Below are 14,315 nucleotides of genomic sequence, written 5' to 3' on the forward strand. Positions count from 1 at the left end.
TCTAACCCGTCTCCCCGGCGAAGGCCGGGGCCCAGCGGTGCGGCTCGGACGGTCCTGCGCTGCCGGCTCCTGGGTACCGGCCTTCGCCGGTATGACGGGGAGCTATGTGGCTGCGGGTCCGGCCAGGTGGCTCGTGCACGCAGGCAGCATCGGTCCACCTCCTGTTACTCCGTTCCTCTAACCCGTCTCCCCGGCGAAGGCCGGGGCCCAGCGGTGCGGCTCGGACGGTCCTGCATGGCCGGCCCCTAGGTACCGGCCTTCGCCGGTATGACGGGGAGCTACGCGTCTGCGAGTCCAGCCAGGTGGCTCGTGCATGCAGGCTGCATCGGTCCACCTCCTGTTACTCCTTTCCGCCAGGCTCGTCTCCCCGGCGAAGGCCGGGGCCCAGGGGGGGTGGCTCGGACGATCCTGCGCTGCCGGCTCCTGGGTACCGGCCTTCGCCGGTATGACGGGGAGCTACGCGTCTGCGAGTCCGGCCAAGTGGCTCGTGCAGGCAGGCCGCTCGGGTTCTCCTCCTGTTACTCCGTTCCTCTAACCCGTCTCCCCGGCGAAGGCCGGGGCCCAGTGGGGCGGCTCGGAGTCCTGTGTCGCCACCGGCCTGCTCCCCGATATGGCAAGGACCGAAGCCTCTAGAGGTCCGCCAACGGATGCGGTCCTTCCCAGGTCGGTTCGAAATGCGCCTCGATCGCCGCCTCCGGGATGGCGGCGACATCGGGCCAGTGCCAGCGCGGGGCGTTGTCCTTGTCGATCAGGCGGGCGCGCACGCCTTCGGCGAGTTCGGGGTGCCGGCAGCAGTTCAGGCTCATGGCGTATTCCATGCGGAACACCTCGGCCAGCGACAGGTGCCGGGCGCGTCGGATCTGTTGCCATACCAGATGCGCCGTCAGCGGGCAGCCTTCGCGCAGGGTCTTGGCGGCGCGGGCCAGGACAGGGTCCTCGTCGTTTTCCAGGGCGACGATGGCGTGCCAAGCGGCGGGTAGGTCGGGTACGTCGAGCAGCTCGTCCAGGCGCCGCCGACGCCGCAGCCACTGGGCTTCCGGCAGTTGGCCGCTGGCCTCGTGTTCGAGGGCCTTGAACAGGCTGTTCAACTGCAGCGGGACCTGCTCGCTCCAGTTCAGTTGCAGCAGGCGGGCGAGCAGTTCTTCCTGCTGATCTTCCAGCAGGAAGCGGTCGGCCAGGTCCAGGTCGAGGGCGTCGCGAGCGTTGATCAGGCTGGCGGTGAGGCCAAGGAACAGACCGAGCCGGCCGGGCAGGCGAGCGAGGAACCAGCTGCCGCCGACATCCGGGTACAGGCCGATATTGATCTCCGGCATGGCCAGCCGGCTGCTCGGGGTGACCACGCGGATCGCGGCGCCTTGCAGCAGGCCCATGCCGCCGCCCATCACATAGCCATGGCCCCAGCCGATCAGCGGCTTGGGATAGGTGTGAATGAGGTGGTCGAGGCGGTATTCGTCGGCAAAGAAGCGCTCTGCCAGCGGCGGTACTACGCCAGGGTTCTCCAGGCAGGCTTCGGCCAGGCGACGCACGTCGCCGCCGGCGCAGAAGGATTTGGGTCCGTTGCCGCGCAGCAGCACGCAGACGATGTCGGGGTTCTCGGCCCAGGCGCGCAGGCGATCGCTCAGTGCCTCGATCATCGGCAGAGTGAGAGCGTTCAGGCTCTTTTCCGCATCCAGGCTGGCGATGCCGATGCGGGCGCCGTGCAGGCCGAGTCGTTCTTCGAAAGTTACGTTCATCGTGGTTCCCTGGTTACTTATTGCGCCAGTGGGGATCGCGCTTTTCCAGAAACGCGTTGACGCCCTCGCGGGTGTCGTCGGCGTCGAACAGGTCGACGAAGCGCTCGCGCTCCTCCGGCAGCCAGCTGTTCGGTCCGCGCTCGCGGGCGCCCTGGATCAGCGGCTTGATAGTGCGTACCGCCACCGGGCTCTGCCGCGCCACCTTGGCGGCCAACAGCAGGGCATGGCCGCGGGACTCGCCGCTGTCCACCACCTGTTCCACCAGGCCGATGCGCTGGGCGGTCTCGGCGTCGATGCGCTCGCCGCAGAGGATCATGCGCTTGGCCCAGCCTTCGCCCACCAGCCAGGGCAGCGCCTGGGTGCCGCCGGCACAGGGCAGCAGGCCGACGGTGGCTTCCGGCAGCGCCATCTGCGCCTGGCGCTCGGCGATGCGGATGTCGCAGGCCAGCGCACATTCCAGGCCACCGCCCATGGCGTAGCCGTTGATGGCTGCGATGGACACGCCGCGAAAGTCCCGCAGCGCCTCGAAGGCTTCGCCGAAGCGCCGGGCCATCTCCCGGGCGCGGGCCTTGTCGCCGTCGGCGAACAGGTTGAGGTCGGCGCCGGCGGAGAAGAATTTCTGGCCTTGGCCGGTGACCACCAGGGCGTAGATCTGGTCGTCACGGTTGAGGTGCTCGACCAGTTGCTTGAGACCGATCAACGACTCGCGGTCCCAGGTATTGGCCGGCGGGTGGTTGATGGTGATCAGCGCGGTATGGCCGTGCTTCTCCACCGTCAGCTTGTGGGTCAGATCGAACAGACCGGGGTTGTAGGGTTCTACGGCGTTGCTCATGGGTGTTCCATCCAATGTCATGTTCTTGGCAGTATCGGTCGGAGCGGCATCCGGCGGGTTGCACCCGCCCTACGCGGGCGGTCCTCTTACCCTAGCCCTCTCCCGGAGGAGAGGGGATGCAGAGCGCTACAGCAAGCGATCCAGCATGCCGCCCTGATCCAGCAGGCGACGGGCGATGATCACCCGCATGATCTCGTTGGTGCCTTCGAGAATCTGGTGCACGCGGCTGTCGCGCACCCAGCGTTCCAGCGGGTAATCGTTGAGATAGCCGTAGCCGCCGTGAAGTTGCAGGGCCTGGTTGCACAGGTCGAAGCAGTGGTCGGTGGCGAAGCGCTTGGCCATCGCGCAGTAGAGGCTGGCTTCGGCGTGCTTGTGGTCCAGCTTGTGGGCGGCCAGGCGCACCATCTGCCGGCTGGCGGTGAGGTCGGTGAGCATGTCGGCGAGGCGGAACTGCAGGGCCTGGAAGTCGGCCAGCGGCTTGCCGAACTGCTTGCGCTCCTCGACGTAGCGCAGCGATTGCTCCAGCGCGGCCTGGGCGGCGCCCAGCGAGCAACTGGCGATGTTGATGCGGCCGCCATCCAGGCCTTTCATCGCATAGACGAAGCCCTGGCCTTCCGGACCGATGCGGTTGCCGGCCGGGATGCGTACGCCTTCGAAGGTGATGGTACGGGTCGGCTGGGCGCGCCAGCCCATCTTCAGCTCGTTGCGGCCGTACTTCACGCCGGGCGCGTCGGCCGGCACCAGGAAGCAGGACACGCCCTTGGCGCCGTCTTCGCCGGTGCGGGCCATCAGTACCAGCACATCGGTAGCGCCGGCGCCGGAGATGAAGCACTTGCTGCCGTCGATCACGTAGTCGTCGCCGTCGCGGCGGGCGCGGGTGCGCAGGTGGGCGGCGTCGGAGCCGGCGTCCGGCTCGGTCAGGCAATAGGAAGCGAGCAGTTCGCCGCTGACCAGGCGCGGCAGCCACTCGGCTTTCAAGGCATCGTCGGCGAAGCTGGCGATCATCCAGCTGGCCATGTTGTGGATGGTCAGGTAGGCGGTGGTGGCCACGCAGCCGGCGGCGAGCTGTTCGAAGATCAGCGACGAGGACAGCCGCGACAACCCGAGCCCGCCGTCCTCCTCGGGGATGTACAGGGCCAGGTAGCCCTGGTCGGCGGCGTCCTTGATCACGTCGACCGGGAAGAAGTGGTCGCGGTCCCAATCCGCCGCATGGGGCGCCAGTTCCTTGTTGGCGAAGGCGCGGGCGCTGTCGGTGAGCAGGCGTTGCTCGTCACTGAGTTCGAAGTCCATGGTTCCTCACTGTAAGGTCGCGGGCTGCCCGGCGGCGCGCCGCTCGGCCTGCCATTGGGCGAGGCTGGGAGCGGCTTCGGCAGCGGACAGCCGGTGCACGATTTCAAAGTAGTCCTGTTTGAGCGGGTCTTTCAGTACTTCGTCACGCGGCTTCACTTTCACCGCGTAGACGGTTTGCACATTCTGGTGGTCGAAGGCGCGCCATTCCTGCTGGTCCTTGAGCAGGCTGTAGCGATGGCCTTCCAGCGCTTTGATCAGCGCCTCGCTGTCCAGGCTCCTGGCCCGCGTCGCCGCATCGGCCCATTGCCGCACGATGCTGTAGGCCGAGGCCGCCGAGCTGGACGGGTACATGCGGTAGCGCTCGCTGAAGGCCTTGACGAAGGCCTTGCCAGTGGCGGCGTTCTCCAGATCGGGCACGCGCCAGGTCCAGGGCTCGGTGCCGATCACGCCCTGCATCAGGCTCGGCCCGGCCTGCTCGACCATGCTCTGGGTGAGGTTCGGCGCGACGATCTGCATGCGCTTGGTCAGGCCGAGGTCCTGGGCGATGCGCATGGCCCGCACCAGGTCCTCGCCGAACAGCACCAGGGCGAGGATCTCGGCGTCGCTGGCGGCGGCCTGGGTCAGGGCATCCTGGTAGTCGGCCAGGCGCGCGCCGGGGAAGGGCACCTTGACTCCGGGGTGTTTGCCCTGGTCGTCGCTGGCGGTGGTCTGGCGCAGCGAGCTTTCGGTGGTGTGGCCCCAGGTGTAGTCGGCGGTGACGTAGAAGTAGCGTTTGTTCGGCAGGGTCTTGGCCAGGTACTGGCCGAGCACGCGGGCGCTCATCCAGGCGTTGTTGCACTCGCGGAACAGGTAGCGCTGGCCGTTCTTGCCGGTGGTGTCGTTGGAGTAGGTGAGCGTGCCGAAGTACAGCAGGCCGAGCTCGCGGGCACGTTGGCCGGCGGCGATGGCGACGGCACTGGAAGAGCCGCCGAAAAGCATGGCCGCACCCTCGCCGGCGAGCTTGTCGACATTGCGCACGGCCTTGGCCGGCCGCGAAGCGGTATCCCGGCTGGCCAGCCGCAACGGGCGGCCGAGTACGCCGCCCTGGGCGTTCAGCTCGTCGATGGCGAGCAAGGCTCCACGCATCTGCGCCAATCCCTCCTCCTTGTAGCTTCCCGTGCGGGGGTAGTTGAGGCCGAGGGTGATCGGCTCGGCGGCCTGCACGCTGAAGCAGAGCCCGGCCCAGAGGGCCAGGCTGGCAGTGGTCAGTTTCATTCGCGTTCTCCGGCGTTCTTGTTGTTGTGGAACCAGGAGAACTTTTACGCCGGCTGCCACCGCTGCGTTATCGTCTATTGGTCGTAGACGCGCACCGGGGCGCCGGCAATCTGCAATGCTGTGCGGTCGTTCCTATTTCAGCTGGATGGTCATGTTCGGGCTGGTGACGGGGCTGTCGTCGAACCAGCGGCTGGTGACCGTCTTGGTCTCGGTGTAGAAGCGCACCGCCTGCTTGCCGTAGGCGTGCAGGTCGCCATAGAACGAGCCCTTCCAGCCGGTAAAGGAGAAGAACGGCAGCGGCACCGGGATCGGCACGTTGATGCCCACCTGGCCGACTTCCACCGCATGCTGGAAGTGCCGCGCGGCACCGCCGGAGCGGGTGAAGATCGAGGTGCCGTTGCCGTAGGGGTTGGCATTGATCAGCTCGATGGCCTGCTCCAGCGTGTCCACCTCCAGGCAGATCAGCACGGGGCCGAAGATTTCCTCGCGGTAGATGGACATTTTCGGCGTCACCCCGCGGAACAGGGTAGGACCGAGCCAGTTGCCATCGGGGAAGCCGGCCACCGTGCACTGGGAACCGTCCACCAGGCACTCGGCACCTTCGGCCTTGCCCTCGGCGATCAGCTTCTGCACACGCTGCTTGGCCTGCTGGCTGATCAGCGGCCCGTAGGCGGCATGGGCATCCTTCCAGTGGCCGGGTTGCAGCTCGGCCATCTGCGCGGCCAGCTCGGGAATCCACTGCCGCGCTTCGCCGACGAACACCGCCGTGCTGATCGCCATGCAGCGCTGGCCGGCGGCGCCGCAGCTGGCGCCGAGCAGGTTGCTGATCACCTGGTCCTTGTGTGCGTCGGGCATCACCACCATGTGGTTCTTCGCCCCGGCGAAGGCCTGCACGCGCTTCAGGTGGGCGGTGCCGGTGCGGTAGACGTGCTGGCCGACCGGCACCGAGCCGACGAAGGAAATCGCGCGGATGTCCGGATGGGTGAGCAGGGCGTCGACCTGCTCGCGACCGCCATGGATCACCTGCAGCACGCCCTTGGGCGCGCCGGCCTCGAGGAACAGTTCGGCGAGGCGGTTGGGGGTCAGCGGGTCCTGCTCGGAGGGCTTGAGCACGAAGGTATTGCCGCAGGCGATGGCCAGCGGAAACATCCACAGCGGAATCATCGCCGGGAAGTTGAACGGGGTGATGCCGGCACACACGCCGAGCGGCTGCATCCAACTGGCGGTGTCGATCTCGCGGGCGACGTTCTCCACCGTCTCGCCCATCATCAGGCTGGCGATATTCGCCGCGTGTTCGGCCACCTCGATGCCGCGCCAGACGTCGCCCTTGGCGTCGGCGAAGGTCTTGCCGGTCTCCTGGGCGAGGATTTCCGCCAACTCGTCATGGTGTTCCTTGAGCAGGTGCTGGTAGCGCAGCATCAGCCGCGCGCGCTCCGGCACCGGTACTTCGCGCCAAGTCAGGAAGGCGGCCTTGGCACTGGCGATGGCCTCTTCGATTTCCTCGTGGGTGGCTTTGGGCGCCAGCGCCAGTACTTCCTGGGTCGCTGGGTCGGTGACTTCGATCAGCTCGCTGGAGCGGCTGTCGCGCCACTGTCCATCGATCAACTGGGGAATCGTCCTGGCCATCGCATCCTCCGTCAGGATGGTTTTTTTCAGCCTTTATAGCGGCTGCAAAGCGGCATGTGGATTGACGATCTTGTTCGATGGATGGACGATCTTGGCATTGACCGATAAGTCATGAATGCCATCATCCTGACACCCTGCGGACCCCTCCATGGCCCTTGCCCCCACCGTCGAAACCTCCAACTGGCCATTGCCAGCCAATGGCGTGCGCTTCATCACGCCGCCACGACTGCGCCGGCTGTTGGCGCGACACCCCTTGGCTGCCGGCTGCTACCCGCTGGCCCTGGGGTTCTATCCCGATGCCCATGGCCATCGCATGCACCGACCGCACCCGGACGATCATCTGCTGATCTACTGCCGCGCCGGGCAAGGCTGGCTGGAAACCCCGGCGGGGCGCTTCGACATTGGTGGTGGCGACCTCTTGTTGCTGCCGAAAGGGCAGGCGCATGCCTACGGTGCCGATCCGGGCAGGCCGTGGACGCTGTACTGGGTGCATTTCGAAGGGGACCTCGCCGAGCATTTCCTGCGCCCGCTGGGCAAGGGGCCGGTCCTGCGCATCGGTGTGCAGCCACGGCTGCTGGCGGAGTTCGACGCGCTGCTCGCTGTGCGCAGGCAGGGCCTGTCGCTGCCGCATTTCATCCACGCTGCGCATCAGTTGCAGGCATTGCTCACGTCTCTCGCCGTGCTACCGGCGCGGGCGCAGTTGAAGTCCGGGCGGGTGCTGGACGTGGATGCGGTGCAGGCGGTGATGCGCGCCCACCTGCATGGTGCGCTCAACCTCGACCAGTTGGCGGCGCAGTTCAAGCTATCGCGCTTCCACTTCGCCAAGACCTATCGCGCGCTGACCGGCCATGCGCCGATCCAGGACTTCATCCAGCTGAAAATGGCCCATGCCTGTCGACTGCTCGACGAGGGTGAGCAGGGCATCCGGCAGGTCGCCGAGCAGCTCGGCTACGAAGACGTCTACTACTTTTCGCGCCTGTTCAAGAAGGTGGTGGGCATGGCGCCGACGCACTACCGCGCGCTGCACCTGGGGTGATACCGCCGCGAAGCTTGCCGCCAGCGATTCTGCTGAACCATTCACAGCGAGCTCATCGCGGGTGGACGCTGTAATGGCAAGTGGTTAGTATGCCGCGCATTCTGTTTCATATTGTTTCAAGAAAGGCCGATGCCCCCGACGCCTGGGCATCGCCACAGCGAACAATTGCCGCAGGCCCGCCATCGCCTGCGCAGGGAAGTTACCAAACCAAAAAGGAGATAGCTGTATGAGAAAGTCCATCTGGGGTGTGCTGTTTGTAATGCTGTCGGCATTTCCGGCCATGGCGTTCGCCAAGGGTGTGCCGCTGTTCTTCAACACCGGCGACGAGCTGTTCGAGATCGAAGGCGCGCCGCAATTCGACGACGGCTATTCCGTCGGCTACGCCTGCAAGCGCTTCGGCCTGTTCGGCGCGGACGTCTGGACCTGGGACTGCAACCTGATGGCCATCAGCCTTGAAGAGTTCGCTGCCGGCGACCTGCCCGACGAACTCAAGGCCGAGTACTCGCAGAAATTCTCTCTGAGCGACCGCAAGCGCGACCCGTGGAACCACTACGGGGTGTTCCTGATCATCGCCGTGCTGGTCGGCGCCCTCGTGCTCAAGTCGCGCAAGAGCGCGGCCTGATCCACCGCCAGCGGGTCGCGTCCTGCGACCCGCCTGACGCTCGCTTCGCCTTCATCGATTATCGGCTGGCCGGGTTGCCCCTGGGGCGCTGCCGGCCGCTCGTTTCACGGGCCGGCGGGTTGGGCTAGCCGCACTGTGGGCAGGGAAAGTCGAACGGCCTTTCCGTGCCTCGCATAACCGTCGTTCATCAAGGAGGAAAAACATGGGTGCCATTGGCAACTTTCTCTGGTTCATCTTCGGCGGCGTATTCATGGGCCTGGGATGGTGGCTGCTGGGCGTGCTCGCCTTTATCTCCATCATCGGCATCCCCTGGGGGCGCGCCTGCTTCGTGATGGGCACCTTCGCTTTCTTTCCGTTCGGCAAGGAAGCGATCAAGCGGAACGAACTGTCCAACCAGCAAGACGTCGGTACCGGCGGCCTCGGCCTGCTCGGCAATATCATCTGGTTCCTGCTGGCCGGCTTCTGGCTGGCGCTCGGTCACGTCGTGTCGGCGCTGGTCTGCTTCATCACCATCATCGGTATTCCCTTCGGCCTGCAGCACCTCAAGCTGGCCGGCATCGCCCTGGCCCCCATTGGCAAGACGGTGGTTACCAAGGAGATGGCGATGGCGGCAAGACAGCAAAGCGCCGAAGCGGCCGTCGCCCAGCTCCGCCAGACCGTTTAGCCGGACGGCATGCGTCCGCTGCCTGTCGGCTGACAAGGAAAGGCCCGCGTGATGCGGGCCTTTTCCGTTGCAGCGGCAGTCATGCCGTTGGCTGTCGCCGAAGTCGCGAGTAGTAATGGTTCAGACGGCGCAAGGCGAAATCGGCCGCCGCCTTGCGCACCGCGGTGCGATCCCCGTCGAACTGCCGCGTCTCACTGAAAACCCGTGTCTCGCCATGCACATCCAGCGCACAGGCAAAGCACAACGTGCCACTCGGCGGCATGTCCTCTTCCTTGCTCGGCCCGGCGATGCCGGTATTGGCCAGGGCGATATTGGCCCTGCTGTTGCGCAGCGCACCGATGGCCATCTCCCGGCTCACTTCCTCGCTGGTCAGACCGAAGCGCTCGATGGTGTCGAAGCTCACCCCCAGGCAATGATGCTTGGCCTGCGGCGAGTAGACCGCATAACCACGGTCGAGCACCTGGCCACTGCCCTCCACATCGGCCAGCAGCGAGGCGATCAGGCCGGCGGTGCAGGACTCGGCGGTTACCAGGTAGAGACCGTGCTCTTTCAGAAAGGCCGCAACAGCCTGGATATCGGCCAAGGGTGGATGGGCCTGGGACATGCTTCGCTCCAACGCAGTGGTTCAATCATGGGAGCGGGCGGTTGCTGGGGGAGTTCCGTGGCGCGGCGGGTTGCTTCCAGCCTGACCAAGCGGGCGGCAGAGGTGCGACTGGCTGCAATCGGCCAAAAGCGGACGTTAAGAATTTCCGCTCCTGCAGCGGAGCAAGGCCGATAACAATGATGATCTTCGCGATCGCTTGAACGCTTGGCCCTCGCTGCGCGAACTACAGAATGGCCAGGGCAATGCCCAGTGACAGGCCGGATATACGAATGCAACCGCGCTGACGACAGGATCGAAAAAAGCTGTCCTCACTGCTTGTGGGGAGAGTCCATATACCAATTGTTATACGGGCTACTCAAGTTTCGAACTGCGCCTACGAATTATTTCTGCCCTGAGAGGCTGAACGTATTCTTCGTTCCAGCTTGGAGCAAGGAGTAGTGTCTGGTCGAGCGCAGTTATAGCGGCATCCCACTCGCCGCGGACTGAGTGGATGCGTGCTGTATACCAATATACATTTGCATCATTTGGATATTCAGAGCGGCGCTCATCTATAAGAGCCAGAAGATCTTCTATTGCCCCTTGTTCAAAAAGTGTATCGGCTTTGTCTTCAAAATCTTCTTCATCTTCACAAGAAGATATCTGGCTAAAGTCGTCCTCTAGCCCAGACATTGCGGCCGCTGAAATTGCAGCCACAGAGGCTACACCTAGGCCAGCCAATAGGAAGCCTATTGCTCCAATGGCAATAAACCACTTGATATGTTTGAGTTGCTTTGTTGTTTCTGTGTCGGTCATATTTTTTGATCCGTATAACTATAATTAGCCCCCCTAAATGGGGCGTTGAAATACACCAAACCAGGTGCCTAATACCTGCTGAGCACCTCTAACCCCTTGAAAAATATGGGCGGGGCTTTGCTTAGGGGACTAAGCCGGCGGTGTTATTGGTACGTCGGCAGACAGTAGCCGAGTGGATGGCATTCTGTCATCCCAAGAACGGCCACCGCACGACATGCCGGTCCGTCTATGCACTAGGTTGCCGAATCCTACGGGCAGCTTGTGGCCGATTGTCGCCTATCGCCCATGGCCCGACTGATCGCTGGAGGTCGACAGCGTACCGCGGCTGTTCAGCGAGACGCGGCCCTCGGGCCATGCACGGGATAGGCGGATTTGCGTGGTCTATCGAACAGCCCTTCCCGGCGCCGCAGGATAGATGCAACCCACTGCTTGGCCTTCATGAGCGGGGTGCGAAGTTGTTTCACGGTTCATTTCGAATACTTTTCCCATAACGCGGCCTCGTTGGCTTCGCGTGCCTCGCCCACGTGCTTCCAGAAGGATTCCACCAGCGCGGCATTGGCCTGGTAGAAGTGCTTGTTGAAGATCACGAAGTAGTCCTTGGAGGCGAGCGGAACGGGTAGCCGCTCGATGTTGCGCAAGCCGGTCCGGGCGAGGTAGGCGTCGCCCAGTTCGCGCATCAGGGCGAAGCCGGCGATGCGCCCCAGCGCCAGCTTGCCGAAGTTCTGCTCGGTGCTGTGGGCTTCTTCCAGGGGCACGCCGTATTTCTCCAGGTCGCGTCCGATGGACCAGCCGGTGTTGTAGCCGATCCTGCCGTGCACCCTGGCGAAGCGCTGGCCGTCCCAGCTCAGCGGCGAGTCGGAGCGCTTGTACAGCACATAGGTCAGGGTGCCGATGCGCCAGTCCCGGTAGGGAGCATCGTCGCGCCAGGGATAGACGTTGTCCTGGGCGCGCTCGGGTAGGTAGGAGAACACCATGGCGCCGTCGATACTGCCCTTCTGCAGTTCGAGGAAGATGCGGTGCTGCGGTTGGCGTACCAGTTGCAGGCGCAGGCCGGCCCGCTTTGCCGCGTCGCGCGCCAGCTCGACGGCCATGCCGGGTGGCTCGGGAATCTCCTCGCCGGAGCCGACGAAATAGGGGTAACTGTCGACGGTGGTGAAGCCGATGCGCAGCGTCGGCGCCCCCTTCGTCTCAGCGAGCGCCAGTGCGCTGGCCAGCCAGAGTGCGATCGAGGCAAAACAGCCCGCACAACCCCTCATATGTGTCGCCCTTATGCAAGCTGCCCCTCGAAAGGATAGGCGCAAATCCAGCGCTCGCGTCCGTAGCCGAGCTGCTCGGCGATCTGGCGGATGCCCTGCTCGCACTCGTCGAGCAGGCGACAGGAATGGGGCATTTTCTGCTGGATGAAATTCTGAAGTAGAAAGGGGACACGCCCATTGGGCGCCTCCGGCCGAACCCTGCTCATTGCATGCCCACCACCCGCTGGTCATATGGCCCGTGTACGGCATCAGCAGGCCAGTTGCGTCCCGCTGTGCCTCAGGGCTCTTCGGTCCAGAGGGTCACCTGGAGGTAGAAGTAGTCGATTGTTCGCCACGCGGCGCGGGTGCCGACGGCTGTTTCTGCGGTGGACATGCTGAGCTGGTAGTTCAGCCCGGTTCGTTTGTCGCGAAAGCTGTGGGGCGGGGTTTCCCAGATGCAACAGACCCGTCGCAGCGGTTCGAGGCCAAAGGCTTGTGCCAGGTCGTGTTCCGCAATGGCTGCGTGTGCGCCGGTAACTCGGTAGAGGGCGATCAGCGGTACGCCCTGGCGCTCCGTTTCCTTTGTGCAGTGGAGGAATTCGACGTTGGCTGGTTTGCTGCCCAGTGCGGAGAGGAAGTCCCCGCATGCCAACTCGGCTGCCTGGCTGGAGGGGCTCCACGCCAGCAAAAGCAGCGTGGGCCAGAGCGCTTTTAGTGGCACGGTCAGCCGTTCGGTATCACGTCGTAGGGGGTGTTGCTGATCAGGGCGTTGCGCCAGTCGGGGCGCCATTGCGGAACGCTCAGGATGAAGCGTTCCTCGCGCTTGTCGAAGTCGATCCAGGTGACTCCGACGGTCTGCTCGTCTTCGCTGACCCGCATGTCCACCGACTGGGTGGAGTAGAGCGGGCTGCGATAGACCCTGTCCGGGTGTTGCCGGTCGACGATGCGCAGGTAGGCCAGGCCGCCGCCCGGCGAGAGCGGGCCTGCCAGCGGCACGCTTTCGATCAGGTAGTCACCTTGTGGGCTGGGTTCGGAGACCGAGGCGGGTGCGTTGCGGGCCGCGCTCGCGAGCCAGCCGGCCAAGGTCGCCAGCAGCAGGATGGGCAGGGCAATCAGGGCGAGTCTTTTCACCGAGCGGCCCTACTTCGTGATCACGATGGGAGCCGTGCCGGCTGGCAGGGGCTCGCGCAGCAGGTCGGAGAAGATGCGGAAGTCGCCGCCCTTCTTGAGCTTGTCCCGGTATTCGGCGAAATGGCTGTTCTTCACCAGGATGTAGCGCTTGCTCTGTTCGTCCAGGTAGCGCTTTTCGTTCTGCGCGCTCATGCCGAACATGGACTGCTGGATGATGCTGTTGGATACCGCATCGACACCGGCATTGTGCATGGTGGCTTCCATCAGGCTGGGGGCGATGCCGTCGAAGTTCCAGAAGCCCAGCGGCTGGCTGAACAACGAGCCGTCGTCGTTGAAGTCGTAGTTGTCTTCCGCATAGAACAGCAGGGTGCGCGGGCGGAAGATGAGGCGATCCGCGAGGACCTCGATCTCGCCTTCGGCGGCGACCCGCAGGTTGAAGTCCGCCAGGGCGCCACGCAGGTCGTCGAGATCGCCGCCGCCCCATTTGGAGAAGTTGATGGCGCGCGAGTTGAAATAGCCGAAGCGCTCCACGTCGCTGGCCTTGCCGGGGAAGGCCAGCGGATAGCGGCCAGGATTCTTGCTGCCATAGGCGGCAACCAGGTGCTTGCGGATCTGGCCCTGGGCGGCGGCGTTGTTCCAGCTCTGGCGCAGCTCGGCGAGCACCGGTTTGACCTTGTCGAAGCCGGCCACCCAGCTCATCTTGACGATGCTTTCTTCGATGTATTGGGCCGGCGGCCACTCGGCATGTTCCTTGACGCGCTGCGACATGCCGCCATTGGTGGTCGGCCAGGGCTGCCCCTGGAACCAGTGGCGCATCAGGGCCGCCGAGACCGGCCAGCCGATCTTGTCCATGGCGGCCGGAATGTCGCTGATCTTGAATTGCCGGGCCTGGGCGGCTGTGCCCTGGGTGTTGCTGGAAGGGCTCAGCTTCGATTGTGCGGTGACGGGGAGCGCGCTCGACATTCCTTTGCCTCAGCCTATGACGATTTCGGTTTGCGGTTCGAATTCGACGGTCACGGCCTCGGCGTCGTAGGAGGTCGCGTGCTTGGTCTTGCCCTGTTCGTCGGTGACGCCTTCGATGATCTTGCCGGAGGCGGTTTTCAGCGTGTAGCGGCGGTTGGCTAGCGGTTGGCCGGTGTCGCTGTCGTGCAGCACGAAATGTTCGTCGTACTGGTTGGGTACCGGCGCTGGTGCGCTGAACGGGGCGCTGCTGGCGGAGGAGCCGACCAGGATGTTGCCCGAGCCGGTGACGATGGAGCCGCCGTGGTTGGTCGGGCTGCCGAGGAAGGCCACCGGTTTGCCGTTGACCAGGATGGTGGCTTCGCCCTGGGAAATCGCGCCGCCACAGCCGCTGGTGTCGCCGACGCGGGCGGCGGGCAGGTTGTTGAACAGGACGTCGGGGGAGCCTACCGCGATGGGGTTTGGACCGTGGCCTGGAATGGGACAGGCATGGGTATCGGACAGGCGTGAGGCGGGCTTTCCAGCCATTTCAATCT

16 protein-coding genes are annotated in these 14,315 nt (G+C 64.7%); 3 read left to right on the forward strand and 13 right to left on the reverse strand.

Going from position 1 to position 14,315, the window contains the following annotated elements; genetic code table 11:
* Positions 1 to 629: 629 nt before the first annotated feature.
* The 5 genes from ACWKV7_RS13175 to mmsA form a co-directional block, all read right to left on the reverse strand.
* Positions 630 to 1,733 (reverse strand): enoyl-CoA hydratase/isomerase family protein, encoded by a 1,104-nt coding sequence (locus ACWKV7_RS13175; protein WP_483858136.1) that lies wholly within the window; start codon positions 1,731 to 1,733, stop codon positions 630 to 632.
* A gap of 13 nt (positions 1,734 to 1,746) precedes the next feature.
* Entirely contained in the window at positions 1,747 to 2,565 is an 819-nt protein-coding gene (locus tag ACWKV7_RS13180; RefSeq protein WP_483858137.1) for an enoyl-CoA hydratase, read from the reverse strand.
* A gap of 126 nt (positions 2,566 to 2,691) precedes the next feature.
* Entirely contained in the window at positions 2,692 to 3,855 is a 1,164-nt protein-coding gene (locus tag ACWKV7_RS13185; RefSeq protein WP_483858138.1) for an acyl-CoA dehydrogenase family protein, read from the reverse strand.
* 6 nt (positions 3,856 to 3,861) lie between these two features.
* Complete coding sequence (locus tag ACWKV7_RS13190) at positions 3,862 to 5,109, reverse strand: ABC transporter substrate-binding protein (protein WP_483858139.1); 1,248 nt, start codon at positions 5,107 to 5,109, stop codon at positions 3,862 to 3,864.
* Between the two features lie 132 nt (positions 5,110 to 5,241).
* Positions 5,242 to 6,735 (reverse strand): CoA-acylating methylmalonate-semialdehyde dehydrogenase, encoded by a 1,494-nt coding sequence (gene mmsA, locus ACWKV7_RS13195; RefSeq protein WP_483858140.1) that lies wholly within the window; start codon positions 6,733 to 6,735, stop codon positions 5,242 to 5,244.
* 148 nt (positions 6,736 to 6,883) lie between these two features.
* On the opposite strand from mmsA, the gene ACWKV7_RS13200 reads away from it, so the two are divergent.
* From ACWKV7_RS13200 to ACWKV7_RS13210, 3 genes are all read left to right on the forward strand, one after another.
* On the forward strand, positions 6,884 to 7,771 hold the full coding sequence (locus ACWKV7_RS13200; RefSeq protein WP_483858141.1) for an AraC family transcriptional regulator: 888 nt from the start codon (positions 6,884 to 6,886) through the stop codon (positions 7,769 to 7,771).
* A gap of 226 nt (positions 7,772 to 7,997) precedes the next feature.
* Positions 7,998 to 8,393 (forward strand): hypothetical protein, encoded by a 396-nt coding sequence (locus ACWKV7_RS13205; RefSeq protein ID WP_483858142.1) that lies wholly within the window; start codon positions 7,998 to 8,000, stop codon positions 8,391 to 8,393.
* Between the two features lie 202 nt (positions 8,394 to 8,595).
* Positions 8,596 to 9,057, forward strand: coding sequence for a YccF domain-containing protein (locus tag ACWKV7_RS13210; protein ID WP_483858143.1), 462 nt, complete (start codon positions 8,596 to 8,598; stop codon positions 9,055 to 9,057).
* Positions 9,058 to 9,136: 79 nt separating this feature from the next.
* Here ACWKV7_RS13210 and ACWKV7_RS13215 read toward each other — a convergent pair whose 3' ends face one another.
* The 8 genes from ACWKV7_RS13215 to ACWKV7_RS13250 all read right to left on the reverse strand — a co-directional run bounded on the left by ACWKV7_RS13215 (position 9,137) and on the right by ACWKV7_RS13250 (position 14,307).
* A complete protein-coding gene (locus ACWKV7_RS13215; RefSeq protein ID WP_483858279.1) occupies positions 9,137 to 9,640 on the reverse strand; it encodes a CinA family protein in 504 nt (167 codons plus the stop codon).
* A 372-nt stretch (positions 9,641 to 10,012) separates the two neighbouring features.
* On the reverse strand, positions 10,013 to 10,453 hold the full coding sequence (locus ACWKV7_RS13220; RefSeq protein WP_483858144.1) for a hypothetical protein: 441 nt from the start codon (positions 10,451 to 10,453) through the stop codon (positions 10,013 to 10,015).
* Between the two features lie 467 nt (positions 10,454 to 10,920).
* Entirely contained in the window at positions 10,921 to 11,709 is a 789-nt protein-coding gene (locus tag ACWKV7_RS13225) for a substrate-binding periplasmic protein (RefSeq protein WP_483858145.1), read from the reverse strand.
* An 11-nt stretch (positions 11,710 to 11,720) separates the two neighbouring features.
* Positions 11,721 to 11,843, reverse strand: a complete 123-nt coding sequence (locus ACWKV7_RS13230) for a hypothetical protein (protein WP_483858146.1) — start codon at positions 11,841 to 11,843, stop codon at positions 11,721 to 11,723.
* A gap of 143 nt (positions 11,844 to 11,986) precedes the next feature.
* Positions 11,987 to 12,478 (reverse strand): DUF4952 domain-containing protein, encoded by a 492-nt coding sequence (locus tag ACWKV7_RS13235; protein ID WP_483858147.1) that lies wholly within the window; start codon positions 12,476 to 12,478, stop codon positions 11,987 to 11,989.
* Positions 12,412 to 12,819 (reverse strand): hypothetical protein, encoded by a 408-nt coding sequence (locus ACWKV7_RS13240; RefSeq protein WP_483858148.1) that lies wholly within the window; start codon positions 12,817 to 12,819, stop codon positions 12,412 to 12,414. Before ACWKV7_RS13240 ends, ACWKV7_RS13235 begins: the two co-directional genes overlap by 67 nt.
* 9 nt (positions 12,820 to 12,828) lie before the next feature.
* Positions 12,829 to 13,782 (reverse strand): DUF6402 family protein, encoded by a 954-nt coding sequence (locus ACWKV7_RS13245; RefSeq protein ID WP_483858149.1) that lies wholly within the window; start codon positions 13,780 to 13,782, stop codon positions 12,829 to 12,831.
* Positions 13,783 to 13,791: 9 nt separating this feature from the next.
* Positions 13,792 to 14,307 carry a PAAR domain-containing protein gene (locus tag ACWKV7_RS13250; protein WP_483858150.1) on the reverse strand — a complete coding sequence of 172 codons (516 nt, stop codon included), beginning with the start codon at positions 14,305 to 14,307 and terminating at the stop codon, positions 13,792 to 13,794.
* Positions 14,308 to 14,315 lie beyond the last annotated feature (8 nt).

The sequence above is a fragment of the Zestomonas ipomoeae genome, from assembly GCF_057128665.1.

Excerpts from the sequence above, each read along its gene's own strand:
- ACWKV7_RS13205 (WP_483858142.1), top strand. The coding sequence starts at position 7,998 with ATGAGAAAGTCCATCTGGGGTGTGCTGTTTGTAATGCTGTCGGCATTT.
- mmsA (WP_483858140.1), bottom strand. The coding sequence starts at position 6,735 with ATGGCCAGGACGATTCCCCAGTTGATCGATGGACAGTGGCGCGACAGC.
- ACWKV7_RS13210 (WP_483858143.1), top strand. The coding sequence starts at position 8,596 with ATGGGTGCCATTGGCAACTTTCTCTGGTTCATCTTCGGCGGCGTATTC.
- ACWKV7_RS13220 (WP_483858144.1), bottom strand. The coding sequence starts at position 10,453 with ATGACCGACACAGAAACAACAAAGCAACTCAAACATATCAAGTGGTTT.
- ACWKV7_RS13225 (WP_483858145.1), bottom strand. The coding sequence starts at position 11,709 with ATGAGGGGTTGTGCGGGCTGTTTTGCCTCGATCGCACTCTGGCTGGCC.
- ACWKV7_RS13180 (WP_483858137.1), bottom strand. The coding sequence starts at position 2,565 with ATGAGCAACGCCGTAGAACCCTACAACCCCGGTCTGTTCGATCTGACC.
- ACWKV7_RS13230 (WP_483858146.1), bottom strand. The coding sequence starts at position 11,843 with ATGCCCCATTCCTGTCGCCTGCTCGACGAGTGCGAGCAGGGCATCCGC.
- ACWKV7_RS13185 (WP_483858138.1), bottom strand. The coding sequence starts at position 3,855 with ATGGACTTCGAACTCAGTGACGAGCAACGCCTGCTCACCGACAGCGCC.
- ACWKV7_RS13235 (WP_483858147.1), bottom strand. The coding sequence starts at position 12,478 with ATGGCGCCCCGACTGGCGCAACGCCCTGATCAGCAACACCCCCTACGA.
- ACWKV7_RS13245 (WP_483858149.1), bottom strand. The coding sequence starts at position 13,782 with ATGTCGAGCGCGCTCCCCGTCACCGCACAATCGAAGCTGAGCCCTTCC.
- ACWKV7_RS13250 (WP_483858150.1), bottom strand. The coding sequence starts at position 14,307 with ATGGCTGGAAAGCCCGCCTCACGCCTGTCCGATACCCATGCCTGTCCC.
- ACWKV7_RS13190 (WP_483858139.1), bottom strand. The coding sequence starts at position 5,109 with ATGAAACTGACCACTGCCAGCCTGGCCCTCTGGGCCGGGCTCTGCTTC.
- ACWKV7_RS13200 (WP_483858141.1), top strand. The coding sequence starts at position 6,884 with ATGGCCCTTGCCCCCACCGTCGAAACCTCCAACTGGCCATTGCCAGCC.
- ACWKV7_RS13175 (WP_483858136.1), bottom strand. The coding sequence starts at position 1,733 with ATGAACGTAACTTTCGAAGAACGACTCGGCCTGCACGGCGCCCGCATC.